This window comes from Oribacterium sp. KHPX15 (assembly GCF_900107835.1).
GTDB lineage: Bacteria > Bacillota > Clostridia > Lachnospirales > Lachnospiraceae > Oribacterium.
Genome location: NZ_FNRG01000001.1, coordinates 252,410 through 267,912, shown reverse-complemented (window position 1 = coordinate 267,912; position 15,503 = coordinate 252,410). Strand labels below are relative to the sequence as shown.

Sequence of the window (15,503 nt, the reverse complement as noted above, 5' to 3'; positions counted from 1 at the left end):
TTCTATTCTACGCATCCGATGATGTCACTTAATTTCTCTATCTTCAGTTCCTCCAGTAGCTCCGGAAGCTCCTCGATGATCTTCTGACATGCAAAGGGATCCACCAGATTTGCGGCACCAACTTCTACCGCACTGGCTCCGGCCATCATCATTTCAACAACATCCTTTGCGTTTGAAACGCCTCCCATTCCGATAACGGGAATGTTTACGGCCTTACTTACCTGGTAAACCATTCTTACTGCCACAGGGAAGATAGCCGGTCCCGAGAAGCCTCCCATCTTATTGTGTATTACGGGCTGACGGCGTTTGATATCTATTCTCATGCCAAGAAGTGTATTGATAAGTGCAAGTCCGTCCGCTCCGGCATCCTCTGCCGCTTTAGCGATGGATACTATATCCGTAACATTGGGACTAAGCTTAATGTAGACGGGCTTTTTTGATACCTTTTTAACTTCTCTTGTGACTTCCGCAACATTATCACTGCTGGTTCCGAAGGCCATTCCTCCGCCGTGAACATTGGGGCAGGAAACATTAACCTCAAGGATACCTACCTCAGGCACCTCGCTCATGGCCTCTGCAAGCTTTACGTATTCAGGCACGCTGAAGCCGGAAATGTTGGCTATGAGGGGTTTATGGAAATGCTTCGCAAGCTCGGGGATTTCATACTTGATGACTTCCTCCATGCCCGGATTCTGAAGCCCTACGGAGTTGATCATGCCCTGGTAGCACTCGGCTATACGGGGGAGCTCGTTGCCGTATCGTTCGTCAACTGTTGTGCCCTTGAAGGAAATGGATCCCAATATGTCAAGGTCGTAAAGATCCCAATACTCTTTTCCGAACCCGAAGGTTCCGGATGCCGGGATCACGGGGTTACTGAGTTTGATTCCGGAAAGTTCCGTCGTTAAATCTACCATGCGATCTCCTCCATCATGAATATCGGACCGTCCTTGCAGACACGCTTATATCCGTTCTTTGTCTTTTTGCTGCAGCCCATGCAGGCTCCGAAGCCGCAGCCCATCCTGGACTCAAAGCTGAACTGTCCGTCCTTAACTACGCTGTAAACTGCCTTCAGCATTGGCTCAGGTCCGCAGCAAAGCGCATAGTCATGGTCTCCAATGATGTCTGTGACGAAGCCTTTGGCGCCATAACTGCCGTCTACTGTTGCTATATTTACAGGTACGCCCAATGCCTTGAATTCGGCCTCATAGAAGACATCGGACTTTGTGTTGAAGCCGAGAGCCACATAGGGGGTGATGCCCGTCTGTTTAAGACATTTAGCCAGAGCGTACATTGGCGGAACTCCGACTCCGCCGCCTGCGATAACAGGATTCTTCGGAATCTTCCGGAGGTCATAGCCGTTTCCCAGACCCGTGAGGACATTAATGTAGTCTCCAGGTTCCATGTAGCTCATATCTTCGGTTCCTTCACCCACAACTTTATAGATCAGGGTAAGTCTGTTCTCCGACCAGTCGCATACCGATATAGGTCTTCTGAGAAAACGTCCCGGTATTTTAATGTCTACAAATTGTCCGGGCCTCGTGATATCACTTGTGTCACCGTCCAATGTCATCTTAAAGATGTCCGCAGTAAGAGCTTCATTGGTCAGTATTTTGAACTCAACATCCTTCATTTGCATCTCCTGACTTTTATCATGTTCATAGAAATATGGTTTTTAAGGTAAAAAAATACCAGCCTCAAACAAATGAAATAACATTTGTCGAGTCTGGAATATTAAACAAACCGTTCATGTCATAAACGGCACTTCTGTGAAACGAATCTATGAACTTCTTGAAAATAAATAAAAGAACCGGAAAATCAAAAATATAAATATCGAGGACCTGTGGGCCTTTTCTATCTATATTTTGGGTCTTAAGAAGAGTTGTCATAATTCCTCCCAAAAGTGGTTTCCAAGTTCTGAGATAATATAACATAAGGAATAGGGTATGGCAAGGGTAATTTAGTTGGCCGTACCCGCTGGCGCTCCGCCGGTCAGGTTCGGCCCAGGAAAGGCCTTCACCTGATCCCTTCGGGACCAGAGCTCCGCTCTGGCCATATCGCTCGGAGTTTTTCTGATGAAAAACCATTTACCTGACCGTACCCGCTGCGCTCCGCCAGGTCAGAACCGGTTTAAGAAAAACCGGTTCTGATCCCTTCGGGACCAGAGCTTCGCTCTGGCCATATCGCTCGGAGTTTTTCTGATGAAAAACTCCTCACTCATCCCAACCCTCACGTGGCATGATGATCATCATCTCAACGAATCGTTCTTCGGGAGTAAGGTTTACATCGTCTTTGTGTGTGACTTCCGGGAGGTCGTTGGTGTCGGCGAGCTCGAGCTGGATCCAGTCGATGGCATTGGCTCTGGCATCTGCAAGGGCTTCATCTTCTGTGGCTCCGTCGCCGAAGCACTGGTCGAGATCAAAGTACTCTACGCGATATCCTCCTTCCGGTTTTTTATATAATTTAGCCGGGTAATAAAATGTCATGTTATGGTCAATCCTCCTTGCCAAACCGTTTACGGAATTTATGCGGTGTTTCTCCGGTTACGGATCGGAATATCTTTATAAAATTACCGATATTATGGAAGCCGCACTCTTCGGCAATCTCATAGACATGAGTATCTGTGTCTTTGAGAAGTCTGGCTGCCTGCTCAACACGATATCTGTTGATATAATCAAGAGGTGAAACTCCTGTAACACTTCCAAAAAATCTTATAAAGTACTGTTCGTTAAGTCCCGTAAGTTCCGATAAATTACGTATATATAGCTTCTCTTTATAGTGTTCTCTTATGAATATGATTGAATCCTTAATGGCCTTAACCTGCTTTTCGGTATCGGTAACTTCTTTGTCTTCTATCATACCGAAAGAATAAATAAGGGCTATCACATGCAAAAGATCTGCCTTTATCATAAGCTGATCTGCCACAGAATCAAGCTCATATTTACGTACACTCACACTGTTGGTATTGCTCTTTTTTCCGAACTCACGATACCTTCTCACCATATCATTAAAGGATCTAAGCACCTGAAGAAAACCAAAATCGGATACGGTAATGAATTCATTGAACCTGATGCTGCCCTTTAGAAGCGGATATATAAGAGCCTGATTAACAGGGTCACTGTCATTTTTAAAGCATAGGTCCTCAAGCTTTATACGGATCGAATATTCCACGCCCTTTTCATCAAGTGATTCAAGCTTACGGATAACCCCTGAATTCACGATGCAGAAGCATTCATCAGTGATGTCATACTCCTTCAGGTTGAGCATAAGCTTATAATGCCCGTTTTTAAAATATATTATTTCCGGTTCGTCATGCCAGTCCAGACCAACGTCAAGCTTTTCCTCCTGACTGTTTATGGACTCATAAAGTAATGCTGCCATTATATCCTCGATTCAAAGCTGCTATACAGATGCAGCTTCGGTTAATGTTTACGTTCAAAATCATCGAAAAAGGATATTAAAACCTTTTCGATATAGTGCTAATGTCATGATAACATAATTTTTTGACGCAATCAAAGGATATTATGCCCTTTAAATCTTACAAAAATCATTTTATTGTATAATTTTTATTTTTTGCAATGATACAGGTAATGATGTATATTACTTTATAACACCATAAGTTATCCTGTCAGGTAAAGAAATATCCGACCCTGCCCGAAATGGTGTTTCAAAGCAAAGACATTAAGTTTTACAAGTGTTGTCTTTAGCTCTTAGGAGGAATTATGATTCTGGCTGTGGATTGTGGGAATTCCCATACAAAAATAGGTTGCGTAGATAACGGAAAAGTTCTGGATCCTGTGGTTCGACTGGAAACAAATCAAAACAAAACACTTTTTGAATATGCTTCGGACATTGACCGCATATTATGTCTTACCAACCTGAAAGAGAAAAAAATAGACGGAGTCATCATTTCCTGCGTAGTCCCTCCATTGAGAGAGGTGCTTTCGGATGCACTTAAAGTAGTGACGGGGAAAAATGCCGTGATAGTTGGTGCCGGAGTAAAATCGGGAGTACGTTTAAAGATAGATGATCCCGGAACCATAGGCTCAGATCTGGTTTCTGCGGCTTCAGCTGCCAAAAATCTCTACAAGCTTCCTGCAATTATAGTTAACCTGGGAACAGCAACCACCGTAACTGTCATCGATAAAGAAGGGACATATACAGGAGGTGTATTCATGCCGGGAGTGACATTATCAATGAATGCTCTTTCCAGAGAAACCTCTCTTTTACCCTCCATCGACCTGACACCGCCAAAGAAACTGATCTGCACACAGACAAACGATGCCATGAAGGCAGGTATAATCTACGGCACAGCAGGAGCTATCGACGGAATCATTGACAGATTCATAGAAGAGATCGGTGATTCTTCGCCAACCATCATTGCAACCGGAGGAATAGCCCCAAAAATCATCAAATACACAAGACATAAAATGATACTCGACGAAAACCTGCTTTTGGAAGGCCTTTGGTACATCTGGCTCGCCAACCAGAGTTCAAAATCAAAATAATTTGCGTCCTCTTCAAAAGAGGAATAAACGTACTATCAGGAGCCTTAGGTCATTCATTTTAAACCGTTGAGCTGAGTTGAGAAAAATCAAAATCAGACCCCTTAGAACCACTTGGTTCCATTTTCCTTAGCCCCCTCGCCAAGTCAGATTTTTCATAAAGAAAATATCTGACATTGGCGAGGGCCTAGTGGATCTGCCCACGATTTGTTTTTTAATCGTGGGAGCCGCGCGGCTTTGAGCGGTTCAAAAGAATCCGTAAGGATTCTTTCTTTATCTTAGGGGTCTGATTTTAGATTTTTCCGACGAAGCGCCTAGGTTTAAAATGGATGCCCTCAGGCTCCGTATCATTTATTACTCTTCCCCTCTGTCGTAGGTTCCGAGCTTATGGATAGCATCCTCTTTCCACTCTGTCCAGTTGTCACCTCTGATGGCGCCGCGGATCTCTTCAGTGAGATGATTGTAGAAATACAGATTATGAAGTACGCACATACGCATACCAAGCATCTCTTTAGCCTTCAGAAGATGGCGGATGTAAGCTCTGCTGTAGCCGCCTGTATAAGAACCGTCCTCCCTCTTAAGACCTGCGCAGACAGGACATTTGCAGCCCTCCTCTATAGGTCTTTCATCAAGCTCATATTTCTGATTGAAAAGATTCATCTTTCCCTTATGTGTATATACATGACCGTGACGTCCGTTTCTTGATGGATACACACAGTCAAAGAAGTCAATGCCTCTGTCCACAGATTCAATGATATTGGCAGGGGTTCCTACTCCCATAAGATATGTAGGCTTCTCCTTCGGAAGATGTGGGACAACAATATCAAGTATATGATACATCTGCTCATGTGTCTCACCGACTGCAAGACCGCCCACAGCATAGCCGTCCATGTCCATCTTGCTGATGATGTCTGCGTGCTGTATGCGAATGTCATCGATTATACCGCCCTGATTGATACCGAAAAGCAGCTGATCCTTATTAACAGTATCAGGCAGCGAATTCAGTCTTGCCATCTCCTTCTTACATCTTTCCAGCCATCTGGTGGTTCTTTCAACTGAAGGAAGGATATATTCTCTGTCTGCAAGAGCAGGCGGACACTCGTCAAATGCCATGGCTATGGTTGATCCGAGATTTGACTGGATCTGCATGGATTCTTCAGGTCCCATAAAGATCTTCCGTCCGTCTATATGACTTTGGAAATAAACGCCCTCTTCCTTGATCTTTCTGCCGGTTCCGGCAAGTGAAAATACCTGGAATCCGCCGGAGTCTGTAAGTATGGGACGATCCCACTTCATGAATTTGTGAAGACCGCCAAATTTCTTTATAAGCTGATCTCCGGTGCGTACATGCAGGTGATAAGTATTGGACAGCTCTACCTGTGTACCTATGGTTCGAAGATCGTCTGTTGATACTCCGCCCTTTATTGCAGCAACAGTACCTACATTCATGAAAACCGGTGTCTCGATAGAGCCATGTACGGTTTCCATATGCGCCGACTTTGCACGGCCGCTGGTTTTGATGATTTCGTATTTCATTTTTGAACCTCAATTTCTTAGTTCCTGAAAGAGCACTCCGGGAAAGCAGCCCGGCGCCACTTTGATCATATCGTCCGGGGCAATACCATTTTACCGGTGAACATCGGTATGCAATGCAGACATCCCTACCCCTTTCGATACAGAAAAAGACCGACTCGCATGAGTCGGTCTCTAATTTATAAGAATATTCCAATTCCGTCAAGACTTGTGCATTAAGAGATTATTTCTTAGCAATCTTCTTTGCTGCTTTTGCTTCAAGCTTTGCAGCCTTCTCTGCGGCAGTCTTTTCAGCCTGCTTCTTCATGGCGCGATTTGTAAGGTCAAACCAGAGCGGACCTGCAATTGTTATTGAAGACCATGCACCGGCTACGATACCAACCATAAGAGGCATTGTAAAATCACGGATTGAAGAAACTCCGAAGATATAAAGCACAATTACCATGATGAAGGTTGTGAGTGAAGTATTGATGGAACGTGTAAGTGTCTGTGAAATAGCTGTATTTACACAGTCTGCCTTATTCTTTCTCTTTTCAGGATCTGCAAGATTCTCACGTATACGGTCAAATACAACGATGGTCGCATTGATTGAGTAACCAACGATAGTAAGAATACATGCAATAAAGGTTGATCCTACTGCCCACTTAAGACCTGCATAGAATGCAACTGTCACAAGTACGTCATGTGTAAGGGCAAGAACGGAAGCTGAAGCAAATCTGATATCCTTGAATCTGATCCAGATATAGATGAGCATGCAGATGATGGCAATGATAAATGCCCAAACTGCGTCAGCCTTCATTTCATTTGAAACAGCACCTGAAATGTTTTCTGTTGTGATCTTTGATTCATCAACAGCGAATTCGTCAACCAGCTTCTGGTAAAGGTCTTTTCTCTCTTCTGTAGTGAGAGTTCTTGTCTTGATGATAACCTCGTTTGTGCCGGCTACCTTAGAAGCCTGAACAGAAGCATCACCACCGGTTACTTCCTTGAATATAGGTGAAACCTTTGCATCCACATCTTCAAGTGAAAGATCCTCGTTAAAGGTTACGTTTGTTGAAGAACCACCCTGGAAATCAAGATCATAATTGAAAAGATTTCCGATAGATGCCTTGTTCATGCCAAGGAATATGAATCCTGCAAGGATCACAACTGCTGAAGCTGTATAAGCTTTCTTACGGAACTTGATGAAATCAAAAATCTTGATATCCTTACGTACACCATAAAGCTTAGGATCTGTAGCTCCGAACTGTACAAAAGTCCAAAGAAGGCTTCGTGTTACAAAAAGTGCTGTGATAAGTGAGATAACGATACCGATGGCCAGTGTTGAAGCAAAGCCCTTAACGGTACCTGAACCTCTTAAGTAAAGCACTGCAGCTGCGATAAGTGTTGTGATATTTCCGTCAAGGATGGCAGAAAGTGCCTTGCTGTAACCGGCCTTGATGGAATTCTCTACGCTGTTTCCGAGACCAAGTTCTTCCTTGATACGTGTAAAAATGATGACATTGGCATCAACCGCCATACCTATGGAAAGGATGATACCTGCGATACCCGGAAGGGTAAGGGTTACTTCAAATGCCTGTAATATAACAAGCTCAAGGCCTGTATACATAATAAGAGCAAGAGAAGCAGTAAAGCCCGGAAGGAGATAGAAAATGATCATGAAAAGCATTACAAGACCAAGTCCTATGATACCTGCCTTTATGGATGTTGAAATAGCTTCCTGTCCGAGAGTAGCACCGATAACATTGGAACGGAGCTCTGTAAGCTGTAAAGGAAGAGCACCGATACGGATGGTGGATGCGATCCTTGTTGCCTCATCATAGTCGGAAATACCGGTGATTGAAGCCTGTCCTCCGGAGATTGCCTCTTGAACCGTAGGAGCTGAAATTACATTGTCGTTATAAATGATAAACAGCGGATTGCCTACATTGTTGGCTGTGGCATCAGCAAACTTCTTTGCACCTTCATCAGTAAATGTGAGCTGAATGATATACTCATTTGTACCATTGTTGTTTGTCATTCCGGCTGAAGCATTCTTAACATCATCACCTGTAAGAAGTACATTGCCCTGATTGTCAGCGAACTGAAGTGTACCCGGCTCACCGAGCTCAGCGAGGATCTCATTGGCATCTGTTGCACCGGGAATGTCAATGTTTATACGGTTTGATCCTTCCTGATAAACCTGGGCCTCTGTTGAATAGCCCTGGGCCTTCAGCTGAAGCTTGTAAATAGTGTCGGACATCTGTTCCGCAGTTGGGTTTGGTTCAACGGTCTGATAGGTTATGGATACACCACCGTTCAGATCGAGACCGAGTTTAATGTCTCTTGCGCCATTCACTCCCAGGAAACAGAAACCGGCTGTTATAGCCAGTATCAGGAGCAGACCAAGAGCTGCTTTAAGCTTGTTGTTCATTGGAATATCTTCCTTTTTATAAAAAATTTACTGGGGTCAAATAGGCATAGTATGCCCCATGACCTTTTAAACAGCAAACGATATTATAGCAAACAAGGGAGAAACTGACAAGTGCCATCGGGGACGGTTCTCATAGGCGAGAACCGTCCCCGATGGCACTTGAATTTTGATTTTTCACGACACGGCTCAACGACTTTCAACAGATGCGCTCCGGCTCCTGCCTTTAAGTGCTCAAAGATTACTATTCTTCTCCGAAGAGAGCCGCTATTGTATAAATTATTCCTCCCACGTAAATGGCGATGTCGCCGATGTTAACGATCAGAGACTTCAGTCCCTTAACTCTGATGTTTAAATAATCTGTGACTTTGCCGTTTACTATGCGGTCGAGGACATTGGACAAGGCGCCTCCGATCACGACGGCCATGCCAAGCTTTCTTAATTTATATTTTCCAGGATAATAATTTGTAAGGTATTGCAGACCACCTGCAAGGAATCCTACGGCTGCTACAGAAAGCGTCTTTACAAGTTCCGGATATTTTCCAAGGTGTCCTCTTGAAAATCCCGGATTATGGGCACGCATGATTTTAACGAAGCCCTTGGTGTGTGGCATTTCCCGGGGAAAATTGCTCTCAGGTTCTGTATCGATGGCGCTTTTTACCATCTGGTCTACTGCACAGATGAGACCGGCGATGGTCAGTAAATGTATGAATTCGCTGCTTACGGTCCAGAAGAAGTGCGTCGCCTTTAAATTCTTAAATAATCCCATGATTTCCCTCCCTTTTTCTAATATTATATCACTTTATTCGCCTGTCTGCGCTTTCTTCTGACGCGATTTATGTGGCGTTCGAAGTCACCGCTGTTCAGGAATTCCGCAAGGACATACTGATCGAAGGTTGGCACTGTGCAGGAATAAAAAGAGATTCTGCTTTTCAGTTCCGAGGAAAGCTCCTTTGGGAGCAGCATGTAGCCTATTCGGATAGATGGTGAAATGGTTTTGGTAAAGGTGTTTATATAGATGACTGTACGAAGTGGCTCCAGGGAAAACAGCGTATCCTCGGATTTTGTGGAAGTTGAGAATTCCGACGCATAGTCGTCTTCCACTATGATGGCACCTCTGTTTTTTGCCCAGGCTATGTACTCCTGTCTTTTTCCGGCCGCAGCTGTAACTCCGCTTGGGTAGCTGTCAAAGGGAGTGACATGGAGCACCTGAGCTGAAGTTCTCTTTAGTTCACTGGTATGTATCCCTCTTGAACCCAGCTTCAAAAGATCATAAGCGGCTCCATTTGCTTCATAAATCCTTCTGATCTTTTCGTAAGAAGGATCTTCCACTCCATAGAGCTTATCCCTGCCCAGCATTTGAACGATCAACCCATAAAGATATTCGGCTCCTGCTCCGACTATAACCTGATCGCTGTCTACATGTATCCCTCTGCTTCTTTTTATATATCGGCTAATGCTTTCTCTCAGCAGCAAAGAACCTTCATTAGGAGACTTTTCCAGAATTCTTTCTGCGTAGGCTGATAAAACATGTCTGACTGTTCTTGCAAATCCAGGAAAGGAAAAGGTTTCAATGCTTTCCTCATACTTGTCTGTAACAGCGCCATCTTCGAAAATACCTATATCCGCTTCTTCACCGACAGGAAAAGAATCTTCTGAAGTATAGGTAACAAAATAACCACGCCTTTGAATTGCTTCAATGTAGCCTTCATCCTGAAGGAGATCATAGGCGTGCTCCACGGTTATGACACTGGTCCCGGCAGCTTCTGCAAACACCCTTTTTGAAGGAAGCTTGTCTCCGTTCTTGAAATCACCATTTATGATCTGTTGCCTTAGATTTGTATATATAGTTAGATACGCAGCTGTCTTTGATTCCATGACTGATCAAACCTTCGTTTTATACTTATCCCTGAAGTCAGTAGGTGTTATTCCCTTTGCCTCCCTAAAGGTTTTTGCAAAATAACTCATATCCTGAAAACCACAGTCTATCGCAATGTCTACTATTTTCTCTTCTGAAATTCTGAGAAGTTCAGCGGCTTTTCTAATTCTATAGTTCTTCAGGTACTGAATGGGAGTGGTTCCGAGCATATTGTGAAAACATCTCATGGTCTCAGATTCACTGATCTCAGCATTTTCTGATAATACAGAAATATTAATATCCTCTTTGTAATGGTGATCGATATAGTCAAGCATCATTTTTATGCGATCCGAGTCTCTCATATCTTTAGGGGACACCGCTCTCGTCTCGGAATCACAGTGTGATGACAGAAGAAAGATCATCTGGGACACAATGTCTCTGACTCCGGATTCGATGGCCTCATCACATTCAAGGCAGCTGGTCCAGCAATTATCTGCGAGACGTAATATCTCCTTCTGCCAGGCCTCATCCTTATTAAGGGCAAAACCCTTTAACGCATTGTTTGTTATGATGGGCGCTGCATAGTTGTCATAGAACAAGCCATCATTCGGATCCCCCACAAGTGTCGGTGAAAACACAATCGAACGAATGCTGCATTCACCCGTGTGATCCGGATTATTGATGCAGGTGTTTAATGTTCCGGCATTAATGAAATAGCCATGGCCTTTATTTAAAAGAAACCTTTCAGCCTCCACACCGATTACAGCCTCTCCGGACATCACTACGCCTATTTCAAAAGCATTCTGCCAATGCCAGGGTATCTCTATCTGTTCAAGGTTATCTTCATAACAAAGAATAGGAAGACTGTCTGTGCCTTCTTTTATGGGCACTCTGCTTTTATCGTTTGTTGCAAAATTTTCTGATATTGCCATAATGTTCTCCGATCAACGAAATAAAAAAGTCAGAAACTCTGTTTTTTATGACAATATTATCATATCAATTTAACGGCTATATTACAAACTAAAAGAAATTAGTTATGAAAATCTCTAATCCGATACCTATAAGTATCACTCCTCCGAAAATACCTGCTTTGTTTTTAAGAAATCTTCCGGCTGTTCTTCCTATCTTGAGACCAATGATACAAATGATAAAAGTTGTTACGGCAATAATGACAGCAGTGATAAATGCTTCAAGAAGATGGTACTCTGAAATTGTGAAGCCAACCGACAGAGCATCGATGGAGGTGGCTATGCCTTGCATGACAAGCGTACTTGAAGATAGTATCGAATCTTCTTCAGTTGTATTTTCTTCTTCAGAAGACATTTTACCTTCCAGGATACTTTCATAGATCATGTTTCCCCCGATGTAGGAAAGAAGAATAAGAGCAATCCATGGTATGAAAGCCTGAAATGATTTAAAATATAATACAACTGTATGAACACAGATCCATCCGATCATTGGCATGAACCATTGAAAAAAAGCAAAACAGCCTGCTATACGGCACATTTTATTGATCTTCATGTGTGGATCTTTAAGACCATTGGCCATGGAAACAGAAAATGCATCCATGGCAAGTCCTATTCCCAAAATAATTCCATTTATAATAAATCCCGGTGTTAAAAACATTATTACTCCTTAGATCGTTATTAACTCTCGTTAATGCTTTAGTCATGAAATTATCTTACTGTTATTATATGTTAGTCAATATTAACTACAAAAACAGCCGGGACACAGGTCCCGGCTGAATTATTACTTCATTATTATGCAAGCGTAAACTTGTTAACCTCATTACTAAGGCTCTTAGCCATTCTGGTCATTTCTTCACTTGCAGCAGCACTCTGTTCGGCAGTTGCTGCATTGGTCTGAACAACTGATGAAATCTGATCGATTCCAAGTGTGATCTGTCTGATGCCATCAGCCTGCTCTTCCGACGCAACAGAAATCTGATCAACAAGATCTGTAATCTTCTTTGCACCCTTGGATACTGAGGTGATTGAATCAGCAGTCTGTGCAGTAATCTCTCCACCCTTCTGTACAGCCTCAATAGTCTGTTCGATCAGAGCTGCTGTATTCTGGGCTGCCTCCTGTGATTTCTTGGCAAGGTTTCCTACCTCATCAGCAACAACCGCAAATCCCTTTCCTGCCTGGCCGGCTCTTGCAGCCTCGATAGCAGCATTAAGAGAAAGGATATTTGTCTGGAATGCGATGTCATCGATAGTCTTGATGATCTTTGAAATTTCATTTGATCTTTCAACGATCTCTTCCATTGCATGTGACATCTCTTCCATCTTGGAATTGCTTGTCTTCATGTCGTCACTTACAGAGCTTGTAAGATCCAAAGCGGCTTTTGACATATCTGCTGTATCTTTTACCTTAGTGGATATATCATTCATGGTAGCCGAAAGCTCCTGGATTGAAGAAGCCTGCTCTGTAGCACCCTGTGCCAATGCCTGTGCACCGGAAGATACCTGCTCTGCACCACGATTAACATTATCCGCTGCTGAATTGATCTCTCCCAATGTGGCATTAAGGTGGTCTATAAGCTTATCCATGTTGGTCTTGATTTTTGCAAACTGACCTACATACTGCTTTGTAAGCTGTACTCTCAGATTGCCATCGGAAATTTCCGAAAGAGCATTGGATATTTCATCTATATAGCCCTGATAATTCTGAATCTGTTCAATGGTTTTCCCGAAAGAATCAGCAAGCACACCTACTTCATTCTTGGATTTTATATCAAGTTTAACATCAAGGTCGCCAACAGCTATTCTTTCAGCTACTGCTGTAACCTTTTGGATAGGTCCTACTACCTGGCCTCCAATTGCCATGGCAGCAACGAAAAGTATCACAAACCAGATAAGGATAAAGATAATCATATTTCTTATGGTACTTGATATAGCCTCTGCAGACTTCTTCATATATGTTGCACTGGCTTCATCAAGATCATCTACCCATACACCGGTTCCTATAACCCACTGATAAGGCTCATAAGCACAGGTATAGTTGATTTTCGGAAGAGGTTCTGTCTCGTTAGGCTTTGCAAACATAAGGTTTGTATATCCGCCGCCTTCCTTTTTACCATTGGCGATCATTTCCTGAATGAAATAGTTTCCGTTAGGATCCACAGAATTCCATCTGGACTGACCTTCTGTGTCTCTTCCTAATAAAACTACGTTAACGCCTTCATAAGTATCTACCCAGAAATAGCCGCTGCCATCATCATACTTCATATTACGAACCAGATCCGCAGCATATTCCTTTGCTTCTTCTTCAGTAAACGCACCTGCAAGCTCTCTTTGGTGAATCTGATCTACGACACTGATGGCAATTTCAGTCTCCTGCTTTAATTTTTCCATCACGTCCGCCTCAAGACGATTGCGATACGCCGCAGACTGTTCAGAGTTATTGTTTATAGTTCCCATTATAGAGAATAAAGCAACGCCTAATGCAGTCAGCAGACATGAAATAAAAAGAGATAAAATTACTGTGAATTTTAATCCGTGAATGCCGAGATTCTTTCCTTTTGTGTCCATGATCAATTCCTTTCAAAATTATTTTTGGTCTGAGATTCACTTATTGATACCCTGTTAAACAGGGATTTCAAACCTATTACATTTACTTCATCGACACTATATAAATAAAAATAACATTATATTAAAATAGTTGTTAAATTTTGCCTTATCATGGCAAAAGGGGATACTTGCATTTAAGGAAGTACTTCCTTACAGTAGTGCAAAAAAGAGTGCTATCCTTCGGATAACACTCTTCATTAGTTATAGAATTATTTTTGATTTTTAACTTCTACCGTTAAGGAAATCATCAATTCCCTTTGCAGCAGCCTTTCCTGCGCCCATTGCGAGGATAACTGTTGCGGCACCGGTAACTGCGTCACCGCCGGCAAATACAGCCTTCTTGGAAGTCTCACCGTTCTCTTCCTTAGCTATGATACAACCATGCTTGTTTGTATCAAGACCCTCTGTTGTCTGCTTGATAAGAGGGTTAGGTGATGTTCCGAGGGACATGATAACCATATCACAATCAAGATCATATACATCACCCGGAATAGCCTCAGGTCTTCTACGTCCTGATGCATCTGGCTCTCCAAGCTGCATTCTCTGGATCTTTACGCCCTTAACCCAGTCATTCTCATCAGCATAGATCTCAACAGGATTCTGGAGAAGATCAAAGATGATTCCCTCTTCCTTAGCGTGATGAACCTCTTCCACTCTTGCAGGAAGCTCTTCTTCTGAACGTCTGTAAACTACATGAACCTCAGCTCCGAGACGAAGTGCTGTTCTTGCAGCGTCCATTGCTACGTTTCCGCCACCTACAACTACAACCTTCTTGCCAACCTTGATAGGTGTATCAGCTTCCTTAAGGAATGCCTTCATAAGGTTGTTACGTGTAAGGAACTCGTTTGCTGAATATACTCCGTTTGCAGTCTCACCCGGAATGTTCATGAACTTAGGAAGTCCGGCACCTGATCCGATAAATACTGCATCGAAGCCTTCCTCATTAAGAAGCTCATCAATTGTGAGAGAACGTCCAACGATAACATTGGTATCGATCTTAACACCGAGTTTCTTAACGTTCTCGATTTCAGGACGAACTACACGATCCTTTGGAAGACGGAACTCAGGGATACCGTAAACCAGAACTCCTCCGGCCTGATGGAATGCCTCAAAGATAGTAACATCATATCCAAGCTTAGCAAGGTCTCCCGCACAGGTAAGACCTGCAGGACCTGAACCGATAACTGCAACCTTCTTGCCGTTTGGCTCACCCGGTTTTGCAGCTACATAATCATGCTCTCTTGCCCAGTCGGCAACATATCTCTCAAGCTTACCGATGGAAACCGGCTCACCCTTGATACCTCTTACGCACTTGCCCTCGCACTGTGTTTCCTGAGGACATACACGTCCGCAAACTGCAGGAAGTGCAGAAGATAATGCGATAACATCGGCAGCACCTGCGATATCTCCCTCTTTAACCTTAGTGATAAAATCAGGAATATGGATAGAAACAGGGCATCCCTTCATGCAAAGAGGATTCTTACAATTTAAGCATCTTTCAGCCTCAAGCTTAGCTTCCTCATCATTATATCCAAGACATACTTCGTCAAAGTTTGTTGCTCTTACCTTTGGCTCCTGCTCACGAACAGGAACTCTTGTCATAGAATTGTTCATTTTGTGCCTCCCCG

General features: G+C 43.2%; 13 protein-coding genes. 1 reads left to right on the top strand and 12 read right to left on the bottom strand.

The window, feature by feature from the left end; translation table 11 throughout:
• Window positions 1-2 precede the first annotated feature (2 nt).
• The 4 genes from BLV86_RS01070 to BLV86_RS01050 form a co-directional block, all read right to left on the bottom strand.
• Complete coding sequence (locus BLV86_RS01070) at window positions 3-914, bottom strand: dihydroorotate dehydrogenase (RefSeq protein ID WP_090814816.1); 912 nt, start codon at window positions 912-914, stop codon at window positions 3-5.
• Window positions 908-1,630, bottom strand: a complete 723-nt coding sequence (locus BLV86_RS01065) for a dihydroorotate dehydrogenase electron transfer subunit (RefSeq protein WP_090814815.1) — start codon at window positions 1,628-1,630, stop codon at window positions 908-910. The genes BLV86_RS01070 and BLV86_RS01065 overlap by 7 nt, the downstream gene beginning before the upstream one ends.
• A gap of 580 nt (window positions 1,631-2,210) precedes the next feature.
• Window positions 2,211-2,483: a type II toxin-antitoxin system HicB family antitoxin gene (locus tag BLV86_RS01055; RefSeq protein WP_029200835.1), complete on the bottom strand. Its 273-nt coding sequence runs from the start codon at window positions 2,481-2,483 to the stop codon at window positions 2,211-2,213.
• Between the two features lie 7 nt (window positions 2,484-2,490).
• Window positions 2,491-3,378 (bottom strand): helix-turn-helix transcriptional regulator, encoded by an 888-nt coding sequence (locus BLV86_RS01050; protein WP_031549862.1) that lies wholly within the window; start codon window positions 3,376-3,378, stop codon window positions 2,491-2,493.
• A gap of 341 nt (window positions 3,379-3,719) precedes the next feature.
• Here BLV86_RS01050 and BLV86_RS01045 point away from each other — a divergent pair, with 341 nt between their 5' ends.
• Window positions 3,720-4,505, top strand: coding sequence for a type III pantothenate kinase (locus tag BLV86_RS01045; protein WP_090814813.1), 786 nt, complete (start codon window positions 3,720-3,722; stop codon window positions 4,503-4,505).
• 351 nt (window positions 4,506-4,856) lie between these two features.
• Here BLV86_RS01045 and tgt read toward each other — a convergent pair whose 3' ends face one another.
• The 8 genes from tgt to gltA all read right to left on the bottom strand — a co-directional run bounded on the left by tgt (window position 4,857) and on the right by gltA (window position 15,489).
• On the bottom strand, window positions 4,857-6,038 hold the full coding sequence (tgt, locus tag BLV86_RS01040) for a tRNA guanosine(34) transglycosylase Tgt (RefSeq protein WP_029200838.1): 1,182 nt from the start codon (window positions 6,036-6,038) through the stop codon (window positions 4,857-4,859).
• Between the two features lie 220 nt (window positions 6,039-6,258).
• Window positions 6,259-8,448 (bottom strand): protein translocase subunit SecD, encoded by a 2,190-nt coding sequence (gene secD, locus BLV86_RS01035; protein ID WP_090814812.1) that lies wholly within the window; start codon window positions 8,446-8,448, stop codon window positions 6,259-6,261.
• A gap of 241 nt (window positions 8,449-8,689) precedes the next feature.
• Complete coding sequence (locus tag BLV86_RS01030; protein WP_090814811.1) at window positions 8,690-9,214, bottom strand: signal peptidase II; 525 nt, start codon at window positions 9,212-9,214, stop codon at window positions 8,690-8,692.
• A 23-nt stretch (window positions 9,215-9,237) separates the two neighbouring features.
• The gene (pdxR, locus tag BLV86_RS01025) at window positions 9,238-10,323 is read right to left on the bottom strand and encodes a MocR-like pyridoxine biosynthesis transcription factor PdxR (RefSeq protein WP_090814810.1); all 1,086 of its coding nucleotides are present in this window, start codon (window positions 10,321-10,323) and stop codon (window positions 9,238-9,240) included.
• A 6-nt stretch (window positions 10,324-10,329) separates the two neighbouring features.
• The gene (locus tag BLV86_RS01020) at window positions 10,330-11,235 is read right to left on the bottom strand and encodes an AraC family transcriptional regulator (protein ID WP_090814809.1); all 906 of its coding nucleotides are present in this window, start codon (window positions 11,233-11,235) and stop codon (window positions 10,330-10,332) included.
• An 88-nt stretch (window positions 11,236-11,323) separates the two neighbouring features.
• Complete coding sequence (locus BLV86_RS01015; protein WP_090814808.1) at window positions 11,324-11,929, bottom strand: manganese efflux pump MntP; 606 nt, start codon at window positions 11,927-11,929, stop codon at window positions 11,324-11,326.
• Window positions 11,930-12,063: 134 nt separating this feature from the next.
• The gene (locus BLV86_RS01010) at window positions 12,064-13,836 is read right to left on the bottom strand and encodes a methyl-accepting chemotaxis protein (protein WP_031549885.1); all 1,773 of its coding nucleotides are present in this window, start codon (window positions 13,834-13,836) and stop codon (window positions 12,064-12,066) included.
• A gap of 261 nt (window positions 13,837-14,097) precedes the next feature.
• The gene (gene gltA / locus BLV86_RS01005; RefSeq protein WP_090814807.1) at window positions 14,098-15,489 is read right to left on the bottom strand and encodes an NADPH-dependent glutamate synthase; all 1,392 of its coding nucleotides are present in this window, start codon (window positions 15,487-15,489) and stop codon (window positions 14,098-14,100) included.
• Window positions 15,490-15,503: the final 14 nt, after the last annotated feature.